This is a genomic window from Pseudoalteromonas sp. Ps84H-4 (assembly GCF_024124645.1).
Taxonomy (GTDB): domain Bacteria; phylum Pseudomonadota; class Gammaproteobacteria; order Enterobacterales; family Alteromonadaceae; genus Pseudoalteromonas; species Pseudoalteromonas lipolytica_C.
Genome location: NZ_JAMXSK010000003.1, coordinates 81322 through 98003 on the forward strand (window position 1 = coordinate 81322; position 16682 = coordinate 98003).

12 protein-coding genes are annotated in these 16682 nt (G+C 40.5%); 6 read left to right on the forward strand and 6 right to left on the reverse strand.

What is annotated here, in order from left to right:
* Nucleotides 1-8 precede the first annotated feature (8 nt).
* Together NH454_RS05050 and NH454_RS05055 are read right to left on the reverse strand one after the other, a co-directional pair.
* Entirely contained in the window at nucleotides 9-2195 is a 2187-nt protein-coding gene (locus NH454_RS05050) for an OsmC domain/YcaO domain-containing protein (protein WP_253038405.1), read from the reverse strand.
* Between the two features lie 193 nt (nucleotides 2196-2388).
* Complete coding sequence (locus tag NH454_RS05055; protein WP_135924931.1) at nucleotides 2389-3408, reverse strand: LacI family DNA-binding transcriptional regulator; 1020 nt, start codon at nucleotides 3406-3408, stop codon at nucleotides 2389-2391.
* A 413-nt stretch (nucleotides 3409-3821) separates the two neighbouring features.
* Between NH454_RS05055 and glk the strand changes: the two genes are divergently transcribed.
* From glk to gap, 5 genes are all read left to right on the forward strand, one after another.
* Entirely contained in the window at nucleotides 3822-4820 is a 999-nt protein-coding gene (gene glk, locus NH454_RS05060) for a glucokinase (protein WP_135924929.1), read from the forward strand.
* A gap of 22 nt (nucleotides 4821-4842) precedes the next feature.
* On the forward strand, nucleotides 4843-5856 hold the full coding sequence (locus tag NH454_RS05065) for a LacI family DNA-binding transcriptional regulator (RefSeq protein ID WP_135924926.1): 1014 nt from the start codon (nucleotides 4843-4845) through the stop codon (nucleotides 5854-5856).
* 429 nt (nucleotides 5857-6285) lie between these two features.
* A complete protein-coding gene (edd, locus tag NH454_RS05070) occupies nucleotides 6286-8136 on the forward strand; it encodes a phosphogluconate dehydratase (RefSeq protein ID WP_138557611.1) in 1851 nt (616 codons plus the stop codon).
* Between the two features lie 34 nt (nucleotides 8137-8170).
* The gene (locus NH454_RS05075; RefSeq protein WP_063705675.1) at nucleotides 8171-8791 is read left to right on the forward strand and encodes a bifunctional 4-hydroxy-2-oxoglutarate aldolase/2-dehydro-3-deoxy-phosphogluconate aldolase; all 621 of its coding nucleotides are present in this window, start codon (nucleotides 8171-8173) and stop codon (nucleotides 8789-8791) included.
* Between the two features lie 18 nt (nucleotides 8792-8809).
* Nucleotides 8810-9814 (forward strand): type I glyceraldehyde-3-phosphate dehydrogenase, encoded by a 1005-nt coding sequence (gene gap, locus NH454_RS05080; RefSeq protein ID WP_253038407.1) that lies wholly within the window; start codon nucleotides 8810-8812, stop codon nucleotides 9812-9814.
* Between the two features lie 62 nt (nucleotides 9815-9876).
* Here the strand turns inward: gap and NH454_RS05085 are convergent, their stop codons facing one another.
* Complete coding sequence (locus NH454_RS05085; protein ID WP_253038408.1) at nucleotides 9877-10683, reverse strand: alpha/beta hydrolase; 807 nt, start codon at nucleotides 10681-10683, stop codon at nucleotides 9877-9879.
* Nucleotides 10684-11543: 860 nt separating this feature from the next.
* Here NH454_RS05085 and NH454_RS05090 point away from each other — a divergent pair.
* Nucleotides 11544-12665, forward strand: coding sequence for a sterol desaturase family protein (locus NH454_RS05090; RefSeq protein WP_253038409.1), 1122 nt, complete (start codon nucleotides 11544-11546; stop codon nucleotides 12663-12665).
* A 35-nt stretch (nucleotides 12666-12700) separates the two neighbouring features.
* On the opposite strand, the gene NH454_RS05095 is transcribed toward NH454_RS05090, so the two are convergent.
* The 3 genes from NH454_RS05095 to NH454_RS05105 all read right to left on the reverse strand — a co-directional run bounded on the left by NH454_RS05095 (nucleotide 12701) and on the right by NH454_RS05105 (nucleotide 16599).
* Nucleotides 12701-13975, reverse strand: a complete 1275-nt coding sequence (locus NH454_RS05095; protein ID WP_253038410.1) for a protein kinase — start codon at nucleotides 13973-13975, stop codon at nucleotides 12701-12703.
* Between the two features lie 54 nt (nucleotides 13976-14029).
* The gene (locus NH454_RS05100; protein ID WP_138625158.1) at nucleotides 14030-14743 is read right to left on the reverse strand and encodes a YebC/PmpR family DNA-binding transcriptional regulator; all 714 of its coding nucleotides are present in this window, start codon (nucleotides 14741-14743) and stop codon (nucleotides 14030-14032) included.
* A gap of 74 nt (nucleotides 14744-14817) precedes the next feature.
* Nucleotides 14818-16599, reverse strand: coding sequence for an ABC transporter ATP-binding protein/permease (locus NH454_RS05105; protein WP_253038411.1), 1782 nt, complete (start codon nucleotides 16597-16599; stop codon nucleotides 14818-14820).
* Nucleotides 16600-16682: the final 83 nt, after the last annotated feature.

The window sequence follows — 16682 nt, forward strand, 5'->3', positions numbered from 1 at the left end:
TATGGATTTTATAACCCGGCTTTTTTAGCGCGAGCAGTATGTAGTTTTTTATAGCTTTCGATTAAACGAAGGTGTCTATCTAATCCCTCAAGCTTCATGCTGGTCTCTGTTAGACCATAAAACATCACATCGCCGTTGATTGAGCCAACCACGGCATCCATTGTTTCTTGGCCAAACATACGGGTAAAGCTGTGGATGTAATCTTCAATTTCAAGGTCATCACTAAGAGCAACTTCTAACGTTGCGTGCATTGCTTGGTAGAATAGGCCACGTTCTACAATAGTATTGTCGTTATATTGTAAGAAAGCTTCAACAAGCTCCATTGCTGCTTCTAAATCACCAAGTGCTAAGTAAATAAGTAGTTTAAGCTCAAGAATCGTTAACTGACCCCACACTGTGTTTTCATCAAACTCAATGCCGATTAAGGTGATGATATCAATGTAGTTATCAAGTTCACTTTGTTCTAAGCGCTCAACTAAATCAGCAAGTTGATCTTCTGATAAATGGTGCAGATTTAAGATATCTTCGCGGAAATTAAGTGCTTTATTGGTATTGTCCCAGATTAAGTCTTCTACTGGATACACTTCTGAGTAATCAGGCACCAAAATACGACATGCAGTACCAAGATCTGAGAACTCAGCAATGTAAGCTTCTTTACCTAAGCTTTCTAAAATACCGAATAAGCTCGCTGTTTCTTCTTCATTGCTGCCAGAGAAATCCCACTCAACAAACTCATAATCGTGTTTAGCACTGAAGAAACGCCATGAAATCACGCCAGTTGAGTCAATAAAGTGTTCTACAAAGTTTTCTGGCTCAGACACAGCCATGCTATTAAATGTTGGCTTAGGCACATCGTTTAAACCTTCGAAGCTTCTGCCTTGTAATAGCTCAGTTAAGCTGCGCTCTAACGCAACTTCAAAGCTTGGGTGTGCACCAAAAGAAGCAAATACACCGCCAGTTTTAGGGTTCATGAGTGTTACGCACATGACAGGGAACTGACCGCCTAGTGAGGCATCTTTTACTACAACTGGAAAGCCTTGTTCTTCAAGGCCATTAATACCTGCAACAATCCCTGGGTATTTGTTTAAAACCTCTTGAGGTACGTCTGGTAAAACAATTTCTTGCTCAATGATCTGGCGCTTAACAGCACGTTCAAAAATTTCAGATAAACATTGTACTTTTGCTTCGGCAAAGTTGTTACCTGCGCTCATACCATTACTTAAGAATAAGTTTTCGATTAGGTTTGATGGGAAGTAAACAGTTTCACCGTCAGAGTGGCGTACATAAGGAATAGAACAGATACCACGTTCTTTATTGCCAGAGTTGGTATCAATTAGGTGTGAGCCACATAGCTCACCATCTGGATTATAAATTTCACGGGTATAGTCATCTAAAATGCCCTCTGGTAGAGAGTCATCGTCAGTCAGAGCAAACCACTTTTCATTTGGATAATGAACAAACTCGCTATTAGCAATGTCTTCGCCTAAGAACTGATCGTTATAGAAGAAGTTACAGTTTAAGCGCTCAATAAATTCACCCAATGCTGAGCATAACGCGCTTTCTTTAGTTGCACCTTTACCATTAGTAAAACACATAGGCGAGGCTGCATCACGAATATGGAGTGACCATACATTAGGCACAATATTACGCCAAGAAGAGATCTCGATTTTCATCCCTAATTCTTCAAGGATGGCCGTCATATTTGCGATGGTTTCTTCAAGCGGTAAATCTTTACCTAAAATAAACGTGTTGCTGTCATCACCTGGTTTTGCCATCAGCATTGCTTGTGCGTCAGCTTCGATACTTTCTACAGTATCGATTTTAAACTCTGGCCCAGTTTGAATAACACGTTTTACCGTACAACGTTCAACAGAACGTAAAATACCTGTGCGGTCTTTTTCAGATAAGCTTTCAGGTAATTCAACCTGAATTTGGAAAATTTGGTTATAGCGGTCTTCTGGGTCAACGATATTGTTTTGCGCCACACGAATACCATCAGTCGGGATATCGCGTGAATTACAATACACTTTAATAAAGTAAGCCGCACACAATGCAGAAGACGCTAAGAAATAATCGAATGGACTTGGTGCAGTGCCATCACCCTTATAGCGAATAGGTTGGTCTGCAATGACAGAGAAATCATCAAACTTGGCTTCAAGTCTGAGGTTGTCGAGAAAATTAACTTTAATTTCCATTAAAAAATTCCACCTTTGTGCGCATTGCTATCTGAAGCTTTATACAGCCAGATAAGCATTTTCATCATAATAGGTGTAATTATCTGCTTTTTCGAAGTAATAGTCTTGGGTAAATCGAAAAAAAAGGGATTTTAATAAATAAAAGCCTAGTTTGCAGAGCAGATAGCGATAACTGTGGCGTTATCGCTAAGGGTTAAACACTCGAACCGCGAATAATTAAACGAGGCGGTAAAAGCGTATTTTCTACTTGTTCACCACGAATAAGCTTAAGTAGATTATCAACTAACATTTGCCCCGCAAGAGTGGTGTCTTGCTGAACAGTAGTAAGAGGCGGATTAACAAAGCTGGCAACAGCAATGTTATCAAAACCGACAACGTGAACATCGTCAGGAACTTTTATTTTTGCTTCTTTCAAGGCGCGAATAGCACCAATAGCAATAAGGTCACTGGCTGCAAATAAAGAGTTAAAACGAATATTATTGGCAATCAATGATCGAGTAGCATGATAGCCTGATTCTTCTGTAGAAATGGCATTAGCCATTTTACGTTCGTTAAGGGTCACACCTTTGGCTAAAAATGCATCCTTAAAGCCTTGGTAACGGGCAAAAAACTCAGGGCTATGCTCAGAGGCATCACCAATAAAAGCACAATCCGTTCTGCCTGTTGCTAATAAATGCTCTGCCGCTAACTTACCACCACCATAATTATCACAGCTCACTGTTAAGTCAGGGCGGTTATCGACGCTTGCACCCCAGCAGACAAACTTAGTGTGTTGGTCAATTAAGGTTTTAAATTTGGGTTGATAATCGAGGTAATCCCCATAACCCAATAAGATTAAGCCATCGGCACGGTGACTATCTTCATAATCAGCTTGCCAATCTGAGCTGCTTGATTGAAACGAAACAAGCAAGTCATAGCCTTCTTTCGCACACGCTCTGGTAATACTACCAAGCATCGCCAAAAAGAAAGGGTTTATTTGTGATTCATCTGAGGTTGGATCTTCAAATAACAAAAGGGCGAGGGTGCTACTTTGTTGTGTTCTTAGGTTACTGGCATTTTTATCAACTTTATAGTTGAGCTGTTTTGCTACCTCATGAACACGTCTACGCGTTTCTTCGTTGACCAAAGGGCTGTTTCTTAATGCGCGAGACACGGTTGACTGTGACACACCCGCATAATGTGCAATGTCAAAAGATGTCGCCTTACCTTTCATATTGTTACCAAATAACATAAGTAGTAATTGCCATTTTCGGCTATTTAATATTTTTTTCAAGCTATTTGTGACGAGTGGTTAATTACAAGCAAAACTCAGAGCTAATAGGTGTTATTTCTGTGCATTTTGTTGATTTTTAGCACTTAAGGCGTGAGTTTTTTAATAAAATACGTATGCATTCACAAATAATGAAAATTTTTATTGATTCGAATCTGACACCGGTGTCATAATGTCACTGTTTTATCATTTTGTTGTCAAAACGTATTTGGCTGCCCATTCATTTGGGCAGCATTTTTTTAATACAAAAGATAGCTTCTTTGAGGCAACGACCCAAAGTTTAGCAGACACAGTGGCTTTGCCATTGAAAACTAGAAAAATAAGCGGCAATAGCTTAGACAAATAGAGAAAACAACATGAACACACAGACAACTACAGAATTCGCTCCTATTCTTGTTGCCGATATCGGCGGCACTAACGCTCGTTTCGCTTTAATCACAGACTTTAATACGCAAACAAATCAGTTTGTTATAAAGCATAATTTAACATTCCCAAGTGCTGATTTTGGTTCTTTAGAAAGTGCAATTAATCAGTATTTCAGTCAAATATCGTTTCCAAAGCCTAAGCGTGCATGTTTAGCGGTAGCGGGCCCTATAAAAGCAGGCCAAGTTCACTTAACAAACCTTGGCTGGCACTTTAACGTTGCAGATTTAAAAGCTGAGTTTTCATTTGAGCAACTTGAAGTTATCAACGACTTTGCCGCATTTGCTTATGCAGCACCATATTTAGACGATTCGCAAAATATGGCCGTTAAGGCAGGTCAAGCAGATGAAAATGCAAATATTGCAGTAATGGGCCCAGGCACTGGTTTTGGTGCAGCGTGCTTAGTGCGTACCTCTCAAGGCAGCGCAGTACTTAGCTGCGAAGCGGGTCATATTACCCTTGCCGCAGTAACAGAATTAGACCGCCTTTTAATCACTGAGCTTAAAAAACAATTAAATCATGTGTCAGTAGAGACAGTGTTCTCAGGCCCAGGTATTGCGCATTTGTATCGTGCTATGGCTGCGGTAAAAGGTGTTGAAGCTAAAAATTTAGATGCAGCGCAAATTAGTGAATTAGCCACTACAGGCCAATGCGAAGTGTGTGATGCGACATTAAATCAGTTTTGTGATTGGATTGGCAGCGTAGCCGGCGATTTAGCACTTACATTTGGTGCATTAGGTGGTGTATTTATTGGTGGTGGTATTTTACCACGCATGCAACAACGTCTATTATCTAGTCGATTTATTGAGCGTTTTGCAGACAAAGGTATTATGTCGCAATATACTTCACAGATCCCTGTTACACTAGTAACACAAGACAACATTCCATTCATTGGTGCTGCTGCGTGTTTACATGTAAACAGTAACGCGTAATTTGCAGTTGGATTAAGAGCGGATGAAAAAAGTTACCATCAACAGTGTTGCCAGCCATGCTGGTGTTTCTAAGAAAACAGTCTCTCGCGTGCTGAATAATGAGCCAAACGTGAGTGATGCAACGCGCGAAAAGGTACTAAAAGTATTTAAAGAGTTAGATTACACGCCTAATCCTATTGCCCGTGGTTTAGCACAAAATCGCAGTTTCATAATTGGTTGCTTATACGACAACCCAAGTAAAAGTTACATTACCCGTGTGCAAACAGGTGCTTTAGCGGCGTGTCATGAACTTAATTACAACTTATTGATCCATCCTTGTGAGTTACGTGGCGAAGAGTTAATTAGTAACATTGAGCAGTTAATTCAAACCTCTCGTTTAGATGGTATCGTTTTAACTCCACCTTTTTCGGACTTTCCTCAATTAGTGAGTTTTTTAAAGTCGAAAAAGATCCCGTATGCTCGTGTAGCCTCAGCCACCCTTGAAGATGATTCTATTTCTGTACGAAGTAATGACGAGCAGGGCGCTTTTGAAATAACTGAGCATCTAATTAAGCTTGGTCACAAAGAAATTGCGTTTATTAAAGGTCACCCAGATCATAGTGCTACAGAACAACGTTTTAAAGGCTACCGCCGTGCACTTGCCTCAAACGGCATTGAATTTGATGAGCGTTTAGTCGAAGAAGGTAACTTTAGTTATCATTCTGGTGTTGATAGTGCCCGTACTATTTTAGATTTAAATCCTAGGCCAACGGCAGTCTTTGCTTCAAATGACTACATGGCAGCAGCGGTATTAAAGTTAGCTACGCAAATGCAATTGAAAGTGCCAGACGATATTTCTATTGCAGGTTTTGATAATGCACCTATTGCCCGTCATATTTGGCCAGGCTTAACCACCATCGCACAGCCAGTTGAAGAAATGACACAACAAGCAGTCAAGCAATTAATTACACATATTAGTGAACCACAAGAGTCACCTTATCAAGTGACACTTGAAGCAAAGCTAATTACTCGCGAATCAACAGCCGCAATTAAATAAATTTCATCATATTTTTCACAGTAGCCCGAGAATGAGTGACGCGTTCTCGGGCTTTTTTATTTTGAAGCTAGAAAAGAGCGGACTTTAATTTAAGTTGCTGTTTATAAATAATAAATTTGGCAATGTGTAAGCTTTATCTAAGTCGTTATAAGTAGATATAAACATGAAATATCCTCATATTCTACTAAAATTAAATTGTTCATTATTTGGTCATTTAAAAAAATTAAACTAAATTTAACAGATAGGGTTGACACCGGTGTCACAGTCATGAGTTAATACAGTGACACCGGTGTCAGGTTGGTTGTGAGAGACAGCCTGATAGCGTACCTTTGAACGGGTAAATCAAAGATGCTCAGTACAGTTATATTCGTGGAGTCTGTAATTGTTACTGAGCCTTTATCCTCTAACTATAGAGATGAGTCGAATTTTATGTTGCATCCTCGTATCCAAGAAGTCACCGACCGCGTTATTGAACGTAGTAAAGAGACCCGCCAAGCTTATTTAGAGCGAATCGCGCACGCAAAAAAACAAACAAGAGTTCGTGCAGGTTTAGGCTGTGGTAATATTGCACACGTTATGGCTGCTTGTAGCAGCGATGACAAAGCTCGTTTAAAAGCTGACGAGCAACCAAACCTAGCTATCATCAACGCTTATAACGACATGCTTTCAGCGCATGTACCTTACAAAGATTATCCAGAAATCATTAAAAGCCTTGCAACCAAGTACGATGCAACAGCACAAGTTGCTGGTGGTGTACCTGCAATGTGTGACGGTGTAACACAAGGCCGTGATGGTATGGAACTGTCATTGTTTTCACGTGATGTGATTGCAATGTCGACTGCGGTTTCTTTATCGCACGACGTGTTTGACGGTGTTTTCTGTTTAGGTGTATGTGACAAGATTGTCCCAGGACTTTTAATTGGTGCCTTATCATTTGGTCATTTACCAACGTATTTCTTACCAGCAGGTCCAATGCAATCGGGTATCCCGAATAAAGAAAAAGCCCGCGTACGTCAAAAGTTTGCACAAGGCCTAGTAAGTCGCGAAGAGCTGTTAGAAGCAGAAAGCGCGTCGTATCACAGTGCCGGTACTTGTACTTTCTACGGTACAGCAAACTCGAATCAAATGTTAATGGAAATCATGGGTCTACATTTACCTGGTAGCTCTTTCATTAACCCATACACAGAACTACGTGATGGTTTAACAGGTCATGCTGTAGAAACCATGTTAAAGCAGTTAATCGAAACAAAAGATGCTAACTGCCTTGCAGACGTAGTGAGTGAAAAAACAATTATTAATGGTTTAGTCGGCTTGTTATCAACAGGCGGTTCAACAAACCACGCAATCCACCTAGTAGCAATTGCTAAAGCAGCGGGTGTGATCCTTACATGGAAAGACATGGCTGACTTATCTGAAGTTGTGCCACTTCTTACACGCATCTACCCGAATGGTTCAGCAGATGTGAACCACTTCCAAGCTGCTGGTGGTATGGGCTTCCTAATGAAGCAACTACTTAGCAAAGGTTACCTACACAACGACGTGAAAACGATTGTTGGTGATGGCCTTGAAGCTTACACCACAGAGCCAATGTTAGATAAAGATTCATCAGTGATCATGACTAACAGCACAGGCCCAAGCAAAGTTAAATGGGTAGCGTGTCCTGAAAAGTCACACGATGAAGAAGTTTTACGCCCGATTGATAACCCGTTTAGCAAGCAGGGTGGTTTACAGCTTCTTACAGGTAACCTTGGTAAAGCGGTTATTAAAGTATCTGCAGTGGCTGAGTCACATCAGGTTGTTTCTGCGCCAGCTAAAGTATTTAGCTCACAAGGCGAGTTACAAGAAGCGTATAGCCGTGGTGAATTAAACACCGACTTTATTGCTGTAATTAAAGAGCAAGGTCCGAAAGCGAAAGGCATGCCTGAGCTTCATAAATTAACGCCAGTAATGGCAACACTCCAAGATCAAGGCTACAAAGTAGCTATTGTGACAGACGGTCGTATGTCGGGCGCATCAGGTAAAGTTCCTGCAGCAATCCACTTAGCACCTGAAGCTGTTGAAGGTGGTGTAATCGCAAAAATTCACGAAGGTGATTTAGTGACACTTGATGCACCAGCGGGTGTATTAAAAGTACACGTAAGCGATGAAGAATTAGCAAAACGTGAATTACAACTTAGCCAACCAAGCCAAACATATGGTACAGGCCGAGAATTATTCGCAGGTTTCAGAAATATAGTAAGTAGTGCAGACCTTGGCGCTAGCGCCTTCGGTTTAGAATAATAATACGCCGTTACTGGGCTATGAGGAACATACAATGAGCATTGAGAAAATTTTATCATCGGCACCTGTGGTACCGGTTGTTGTTATCGAAAAACTTGAAGATGCAGCACCCCTTGCACGTGCGCTTTATAACGGTGGCTTAAAAGCATTAGAAATTACTTTGCGAACGCCGATTGCGGCAGAAGCAGTAAAGCTTATGAAAGAAGCTGTACCTGAAGCATACGTAGGCACAGGCACTGTTATTGATAAAGCGACATTTAATGCATCTGTAGAAGCTGGTGCTGATTTTATGGTTAGCCCAGGTGTAAACGACGAATTATTAGCACTGGCTAAAGAGTCTGATATTCCATTTTTACCCGGTGCAGCAACACCAAGTGAAGTAATGAAATTAGCAAGCCAAGGCTTTAAGTTCTTAAAGTTTTTCCCTGCAGAAGCGGCAGGTGGTACAGCAATGCTTAAATCAATTGGTGGCCCTTTACCGCAAGTGACTTTCTGCCCAACTGGCGGCATTAGCCTTGAAACAGCGCCTAACTACCTAGCACTTAAAAACGTAATCTGCGTAGGTGGTACTTGGATGTTAGATAAACAACTTATTGAAAACAAAGACTGGCAAGCCATTGAAGCGCTTGCTCGCCAAGCAAGTGAAGTAAAATAATTAACGGGAGATATTAGAATGATTAATGTTGCAATTAATGGCTATGGACGTATCGGTCGTAACGTATTACGTGCTCTTTATGAGTCAGCTCAAAACAACGAAATCAAAATTGTTGCTATCAACGATTTAGCACCAGCAAATGTTAACGCGCATTTAACTCAATTTGACTCAGTACACGGTCAATTTTCTCAAAAAGTAACACTTGCTGAAAACACCATGCTAATTGGTAATGATGAAATTACCCTTACGCAAGAGCGTGATCCTGCAAACCTTCCTTGGAAGGAATTAAACGTCGATATCGTATTAGAATGTACGGGTTTATTCACTTCACGTGACGCAGCGGCTAAACACATTGAAGCGGGTGCTAAAAAAGTAATCGTTTCTGCGCCTGGTACTGATATGGATGCAACGGTTGTTCATGGTGTTAACAGCGAAGTTTTAAACGCTGACAGCAACATCATTTCAAACGCATCGTGTACAACAAACTGTTTAGCACCGATTGCAAAAGCAATCAACGACACAGTAGGAATCGAGCAAGGTAGCATGACAACCATTCATGCTTACACAAACGATCAAAACTTATCTGACGTTTATCACCCAGACTTATACCGTGCACGTAGCGCAACTCAGTCAATGATCCCAACTAAAACCGGTGCAGCTAAAGCGGTTGGCTTAGTGCTTCCTGAACTTGCGGGTAAACTTGACGGCATGGCAGTTCGCGTTCCAACAATCAACGTTTCTTTAGTAGACTTAACGTTCGTTGCTAAGCGTGAAACAACTGCAGCAGAAATCAACGAAGTCGTTAAAGCTGCATCAGAAGGTGCAATGCAAGGTATTCTTGAATACAACGAACTACCGCTTGTTTCTATCGACTTTAACCACAACCCAGCGTCTTCAATCTTCGATTCTACGCAAACTAAAGTAGATGGTAAGCTTGTTAAAGTAATGGCTTGGTACGATAACGAGTGGGGTTTCTCAAACCGCATGTTAGACCAAGTTAAAGCGCTAGGTCAGTTCTTATAATAGAACAGTAAAAGTTTAAGCTTTATCCAACAAAGCCACGTTTACCGTGGCTTTTTTGGTTTTTACTGCTCGATACGTGACAGTAATTTTAGTATTTCTGCTACGACCATGTCTGGCTCATCATTTTGTGGATAGTGATAACTTTTATTTGTTAATACAGCTTTCCCTTGTGGGAATGTATTTGCCCAAACTGAATGCAATTTGCCCCACATATCCCGCGCTTGATCTGTAAAAAATAACAGCTTGGGATCATTAAACTTTTTTGTGGACGCTATAACGGTTACTGGAATATCGGGAATTTCGGGGTAATCTGGTAAAGGCCGTTTTGACCAAAAATCTAGGTACTGATTAGACATTCCATTTGCTAAATCATCTAACTTTACTTGAGCTATTTGCTTTTCAGCTAATTCCAGATCAATTCTGCGCATTATATCAACATCATGTTCTGAAGCTGGCTCGATTAACATAAGCGCAGCGACTTTTTCAGGGTAAGTTGCAGAAAATCTTCTAGCTATGTAAGCTCCGTATGAATGAGCTACATAAACGATAGGTCGCTCTATTTTTAAAGCTGCGAGAAGTAAAGACGCTTCTTGAGCATATTCTTCTGAAGTGTAGTTTTTTCTGATTTTTTCTGAGCCACCATTTCCAATTCTTGAGTAGCGAATAACTTTGGCTTTTTTTGATAACTTCTTAAAGATAGGATCCCAATCGGATAAACCTGCTGATCCTCCTGCTTCTAGAAAAATAATATTTTTCCCATTTCCTTTTATCTCGTACTCAACGCTATAACCATTCACTTTGATAAAGTTTATATCTGCCGAAGCATAAAATGATATCAAATAAAGCAAAAAATACAGCACAACCTTCATTATTACTCCTTTAAAGTAGCGACGTTTACAATAGGGCGAATTTACCTGACAAGAAATATGATTCTTGAAAAAGGCAATCTGGTTTCGAGCCAATTAAAACTGTTAGATAAAGTAAATTTTTAGCTCAGTACTATCATCGCGGATCCAAAAAAAGACTTCACAGTCATAGTTTATAGATTTACTTTGATCAATATAGATATATCCTAAACACTTTTCTTTTATTAAAGACTGAATAAGCAAACGCATCCCTTAATTCAAATTCTTGCTTATGAATCCTTAAGCTTCTGATACTCTCTTGTAGAGTCATATTTTCTTTAGGCTACTCAGATTCAGGGCTAAATATTCCTTGTAGCCTTTTTTGACTCGACATTACAGCTTCAAAATCTAACTCTGTAACTCTTCCGAAAGAATTCGGAAGTGAAAAGTATCACTATTAAAACATAATGCAGGTCCGAAAGTTCCAGTAACGAACATTTTACTCATATTCAGGCTATCCTTAGAAATAAATGAGATAACAATATAATATTTAGGTAAATATTTCTTGGCTTTTATTTTACAAATGTACTTCTAGTAACTTAAAAGGATTATTATTTCAACGAGTATTAGACTTAATTATAAAGCTAAAAAATGCTTTCATGAGTTTTGAAAAACATAGTTTGTGCTATAGGCCAAAGGCTTCACACATTATTGCAATGCCTGCGTTGATTATTCATTACCTACCTGAACGCAGCATCGTTTTGGGTTTTTTGAGCTTAATATCAATTTGTTGTATACACATGTTCGTGATGGCTTAGCGTATATTTGTTCCTAAATTCTTCTGTGTTATGCTGCAAAAAAATTGATAAATGGATTTTTATATCATGACACGTCTTTATCATCGGCTATTTAGGGCTGAGCAGTTTCAAGTGGGTGAAGGCAATATAAGCGGCTATATTGCTTGCTTCTTAGCGGTTTTATCCTGTTTAGGGGTACTAGCTTTTCATTTTCCTGAGTATTTAACGACCCCAGAGCTCAGGCAAAACTACAGTGTAGAGTTTTTACGCCAGTTGATGTTTGTGGCATTGATTATTTCAGGCAGTTTAGGGTTGTTGAACTTTGTTCGTAATACTAATAAACGGCTCGGTGCAACGGCTTGGGTGTTTATAGTTGTGGCTATTGCATTTGGTGGGCCGAATGTTGAAGTGGGCGACTTTAAAGATAATACGCCGTACTTGGGGCTTGATTGGTTCATCCTTGACTTACTTGGCTCCACACTGATTTTTATTCTAATTGAAAAGCTACTGCCGCACCGTAGAGAACAAAAAATCCTCCGTTCTGAGTGGCAGGGTGACTTAAATCATTTCTTTGTTAATCACTTAATTATTGGTTTTGTGTTGTTGGCAACCAATCAGTTCGTGCATCACGCATTTGGCTGGGCTGTGTCTGATACAGTGCAAGGCTTTATTATTCAACTGCCATTTTTACTGCAGCTATTTTTAATCATTTTAGTAGCCGATTTAATGCAATATTTTGTGCATAGGGCTTATCACGAAGTGCCTCTGCTTTGGCGTTTTCATGCCGTCCATCACAGTGCAAAAGAAATGGATTGGCTTGCAGGCTCTCGTCAGCATATTTTAGAAATACTCGTGACGCGCAGTTTAGTGCTCACGCCTATTTTTGTGCTTGGCTTTCCATCGGATGTTATTAGCCTATATGTAATAATTGTAGGCTTTCAGGCAGTATTTAACCACGCCAATGTTCGTGTGAGATTTGGATGGTTAAAGTATTTGCTGGTTACGCCTCAGTTTCATCATTGGCATCATTCATCTGATAAAGCGGCCATTGACCGTAACTATGCTGCGCATTTTTCTTTTTTAGATTATCTATTTGGCACTGCTGTCAAAGGCCAAGCAGAGTGGCCCGACAAATATGGTGTAGTCGGCGATTACATGCCCGAAGGTATGTTCAAGCAACAGGTGTTCCCGTTTAAAAAGCAAAAATAAAGCCTCACTGAGGCTTTATTAATAAGGACCCTAAATCATAATCGCGAAACTAGCTCAGAAAGGCGAGGGCGTTTTTCTGAGTTGAGTACCAAGCACTCTTGAGCTATGTCAGCAAGCATCTTAGTAATGTCGTTTTGTTCACTCACTACAGTCAGTAAATCATCGATGAAATAACCAAGGGCGCGTACTTCAATGCCTTCTAATAGCTGCTGTTGATCAGGCGTCAGCATTGATAAGTCTGTTGCCGCACCAAAGTCACCAAATAATAACTCGCCTTGTGAATTGATCATGCTGTTATGGGCATAAATGTCACCATGGCTTATTTGCTTTTGATGCAAATGGGCGAGGGTACTGGCCATTTGCTTAACGACTTTTAGCACTATTTCTGGCGCGTACTGGCAGTTGTCTTCGAATGTGTCTCGTGTACAAGTTGCAAGGGAAGGTGGCAAACCAAGATTCGTAAATTCTTTACTGATAAGCTCCATCACTAAACCGAGTTGAGACTCTTCATCGACATAGCCCAATGCTTTTATGAGATTTGGATGCTCACTGGCTTTTAAACAGCAATTTAGCTCATCGAGTGGATAACCATCACTGGTGATCTCGCCTTTAAATAACTTAAGAGCAACAGGCTGTTGATGCAAATTGGCTAAGTGAATAACCCCAGATGCACCTTGGCCAATCTGCTTTTTAACTTCGATTTCATCCAGTGCGATTTGGCTAAACAGCTCACAGTGCAAGCTAGTTGAGCGATTTAAATCGTTACCAGAGAAGGCAAGCCAAGCAAGTTTCGGTAAAGCTAAAAGCCAATCTTCAACTTTTGTAAGCTTATTGGCACTTAAACGTATTAGCTCAAGCTCTTTACAATTAGCCATTGAGACTGGCAAATGTGTTAACTGATTACCTGCCAGTGCGAGCTTTTTAAGCTTGCTGTACTCACCAAATGTATCAGGTAAAGCAGGAATTTGATTATCAGTTAAGATTAACCATTCAATCTGCGTTGGCAAACAGTGCGCTTCAAATTCAGTTATTTGATTACCTTTAAATGCCACCATGATTAAGTTTGGGCATTCTCTTAGCACGTCTGGAATATGTTTAAACTGATTAAATGATAAAAACAGCCGTTTGAGATTTTTTAATTTGTAAAAATCGTCAGGTAAATCACTTAGCTGATTATTAGATAAATCGAGAATTTCTAACGTATCGGCTAGGGTATAAATTTCTTTTGGCAATTCGGTTAGTTCTGCAACAAGCTGAAGCCGGGTACAACCTTGTAGAGAACCGGCTTTTAACTCTTCGAGGGTATTCAATGTTGATTCCTTTGGGCTAAAAAGGTAAAAGGCCAACTTGGTTGGCCTTTTTTATTAAAACTGTGCGTTGTGGTAAACGTTTTGTACGTCGTCACAGTCTTCTAGCATGGCTAAAAAGCGTTCCATGACTTCAACGTCTTCACCTTCAATGGGTGCTTCTACTTGCGGCACAAAAGCAATTAGATCTTCGTGGAAATCAGTAATTCCCATTTCTTCAAGTGCTGTACGGGTATTGTTGTACTCAGTGTGTGGAGCGAATACAGTCACTTTACCGTCTTCAACTTCTACATCTGTTACATCAACATCAGCCATCATTAGTGCTTCTAAAACAGCCTCGTCATCATCACCATCAAACACAAAAATAGCAAGGTGATCAAATAAGTGTGAAACTGAGTTTTGCGCACCAATTTTGGCATTAGCTTTAGTAAAACAAACACGTACGTCAGCAAAGGTACGTTTGTTGTTGTCGGTTAAACAGTCAACAATAATCATACAGTTACCAGGTCCGTAACCTTCGTAGCGAGTTGCTACGTAATCTTCGCCGCCACCACCTTTGGCTTTATCGATTGCACGCTCGATTACATGCGTAGGTACTTGGTCTTTTTTAGCACGATCGATTAAGCGACGAAGCGCTAAGTTGCCATCGGGATCAACACCACCATTCTTAGCGCAGATATAAATTTCTTTTCCGTACTTTGAATAAACTTTGGTTTTTGCACCCGCAGTTTTTGCCATTGAGTCTTTTTTGTTTTGATAAGCTCTGCCCATCTGCGTGTTGCCTTTTTGTTATAGATAAAAATAAAGCGGTTATTCTAATCATTTAACCCACTAGTTAACAGTGTTTATTCATCGCTTTGCTGCAACTGCCACATTCGAGCGTATTCACCATTCGCAGCAAGTAGCTGTTGGTGCTGACCTTGTTCAACAACCTGTCCTTGTTTCATCACAATAATTTTGTCTGCGTCAGTAATTGTTGATAAACGATGTGCAATCACTAAGCTGGTGTGCCTTTGTGCGACTTCACGCATCGCACTGAGAATGGCTTGCTCTGAATGCGAATCTAGCGCCGATGTTGCTTCATCAAATAATAAAATCGGTGAACCTTTTAAAATGGCTCTGGCGATTGCAATGCGCTGCTTTTCACCGCCCGACACTTTTAAACCGCGCTCACCAACAAGGGTTTTATCGCCTTTGTCTAGGCTGGCAATAAACCCATCTAAATGGGCAAGGCTTATGGCTTTATCAATTTCATCTTCGCTTGCAGTTGGGTTTCCGTAGGCGATGTTTTCGCGAATGCTGGTATTAAATAGCACGGTATCTTGCGGTACGATGGCAATAGCTTGGCGCAAGCTCTCAAGTGTAACTGTGTTGATTGCTTGCTCATCGATGTAAATTTTGCCCGCATCCACATCATAAAAGCGGTAGAGTAGGCGGCTTAGAGTGCTTTTACCTGCGCCACTGGCACCCACAATGGCCACCTTGCTGCCAGAAGTAACCTCAAAGCTTAAGTTATTTAAAATTGGCCGTTGTTTGTCGTAACTAAAAGAGACATTTTCAAATCGGATAGCTGCTTTGGTTGCTTTTAATGGTTTTGCATCTTTGTCATCGCTAATGGCGGCTTTTCGATTTAATAGCCCGAGCATGTTTTCAAGGTCAGTCAGCGCACGGCGTATCTCACGATAAACAAAACCTAAAAAGTTAAGTGGTAAAAATAGCTGGATCATGTAGGCATTGATCATCACAAGCTCACCTATTGTCAGCTCTTTATTGACCACTGAACTGGCACCTAGCCACATTAGCGCTGTAATAGCCGCGGCGATTATAAGTGCCTGCCCTGAATTAAGCGCCAGTAATGATAAACGATTTTTTAGCCTTGCTTGCTCCCATTTAGCTAAAAAGCTGTCGTAGGTGCTCGCTTCATATTGTTCATTGTTAAAGTACTTAACGGTTTCGTAATTTAGTAAGCTGTCGATAGCACGGGTATTAGAGTTGTTATCGGCAGTATTTGCTTCACGAATAAACCGGTTACGCCACTGAGTTACTATCACAGTGAAAGCAATGTAAATAGCGACCGCGATAACGGTGACTAGTGCAAACCACGGCGAAAATAAGGTCGCAAAAATAATCGCTACTGTGATTATTTCAAATAAGGTTGGTACGATATTAAACATCAAAAAGCGCATTAAAAAACTAAGGCCACTTGTACCACGCTCTATATCGCGACTAATTCCACCTGTTTGCCTGTCAAGATGAAAGGCAAGCTCTAAACTATGCAAGTGTTTAAATACTTTTAAGCCAATATGGCGCATTGCGTGCTCTGTAACTCGGCCAAATAATGCATCGCGTACTTCACCAAAAAACACACTGGCAAAGCGCAGCAAACCATAAGCGATGAGCAAGGCAACAGGAACGCTTAATAACGGGTTGATACTCGCATCAACCGCGTCAATTATTTCTTTTAGTGCCCAAGGCATCAGCAATGTGGCGCCCTTTGCTGCAATAAGCGCCATTACGGCTAAAATAACGCGGCCTTTAAAGGTCATTAAATAGGGCCAGAGTGTTTTGATGCTTTGTGATAGGTTCATTGCATCAGGCGATCTCGTCACCTGTTCTTTGCGGCTCATTCCACGCATTGGGGTCTCTTAAAAATCAATTTGATAAAAATAGGCAAAAGCTTTCGTGTTTTAGGCAAGTGTATTTTGCAAAT

Bases quoted from the DNA above. Each gene is read 5' to 3' on its own strand.
- glk (WP_135924929.1), top strand. From the start codon at position 3,822: ATGAACACACAGACAACTACAGAATTCGCTCCTATTCTTGTTGCCGAT.
- edd (WP_138557611.1), top strand. From the start codon at position 6,286: ATGTTGCATCCTCGTATCCAAGAAGTCACCGACCGCGTTATTGAACGT.
- NH454_RS05055 (WP_135924931.1), bottom strand. From the start codon at position 3,408: ATGAAAGGTAAGGCGACATCTTTTGACATTGCACATTATGCGGGTGTG.
- NH454_RS05105 (WP_253038411.1), bottom strand. From the start codon at position 16,599: ATGAGCCGCAAAGAACAGGTGACGAGATCGCCTGATGCAATGAACCTA.
- NH454_RS05090 (WP_253038409.1), top strand. From the start codon at position 11,544: ATGACACGTCTTTATCATCGGCTATTTAGGGCTGAGCAGTTTCAAGTG.
- NH454_RS05085 (WP_253038408.1), bottom strand. From the start codon at position 10,683: ATGAAGGTTGTGCTGTATTTTTTGCTTTATTTGATATCATTTTATGCT.
- NH454_RS05065 (WP_135924926.1), top strand. From the start codon at position 4,843: ATGAAAAAAGTTACCATCAACAGTGTTGCCAGCCATGCTGGTGTTTCT.
- gap (WP_253038407.1), top strand. From the start codon at position 8,810: ATGATTAATGTTGCAATTAATGGCTATGGACGTATCGGTCGTAACGTA.
- NH454_RS05100 (WP_138625158.1), bottom strand. From the start codon at position 14,743: ATGGGCAGAGCTTATCAAAACAAAAAAGACTCAATGGCAAAAACTGCG.
- NH454_RS05075 (WP_063705675.1), top strand. From the start codon at position 8,171: ATGAGCATTGAGAAAATTTTATCATCGGCACCTGTGGTACCGGTTGTT.
- NH454_RS05050 (WP_253038405.1), bottom strand. From the start codon at position 2,195: ATGGAAATTAAAGTTAATTTTCTCGACAACCTCAGACTTGAAGCCAAG.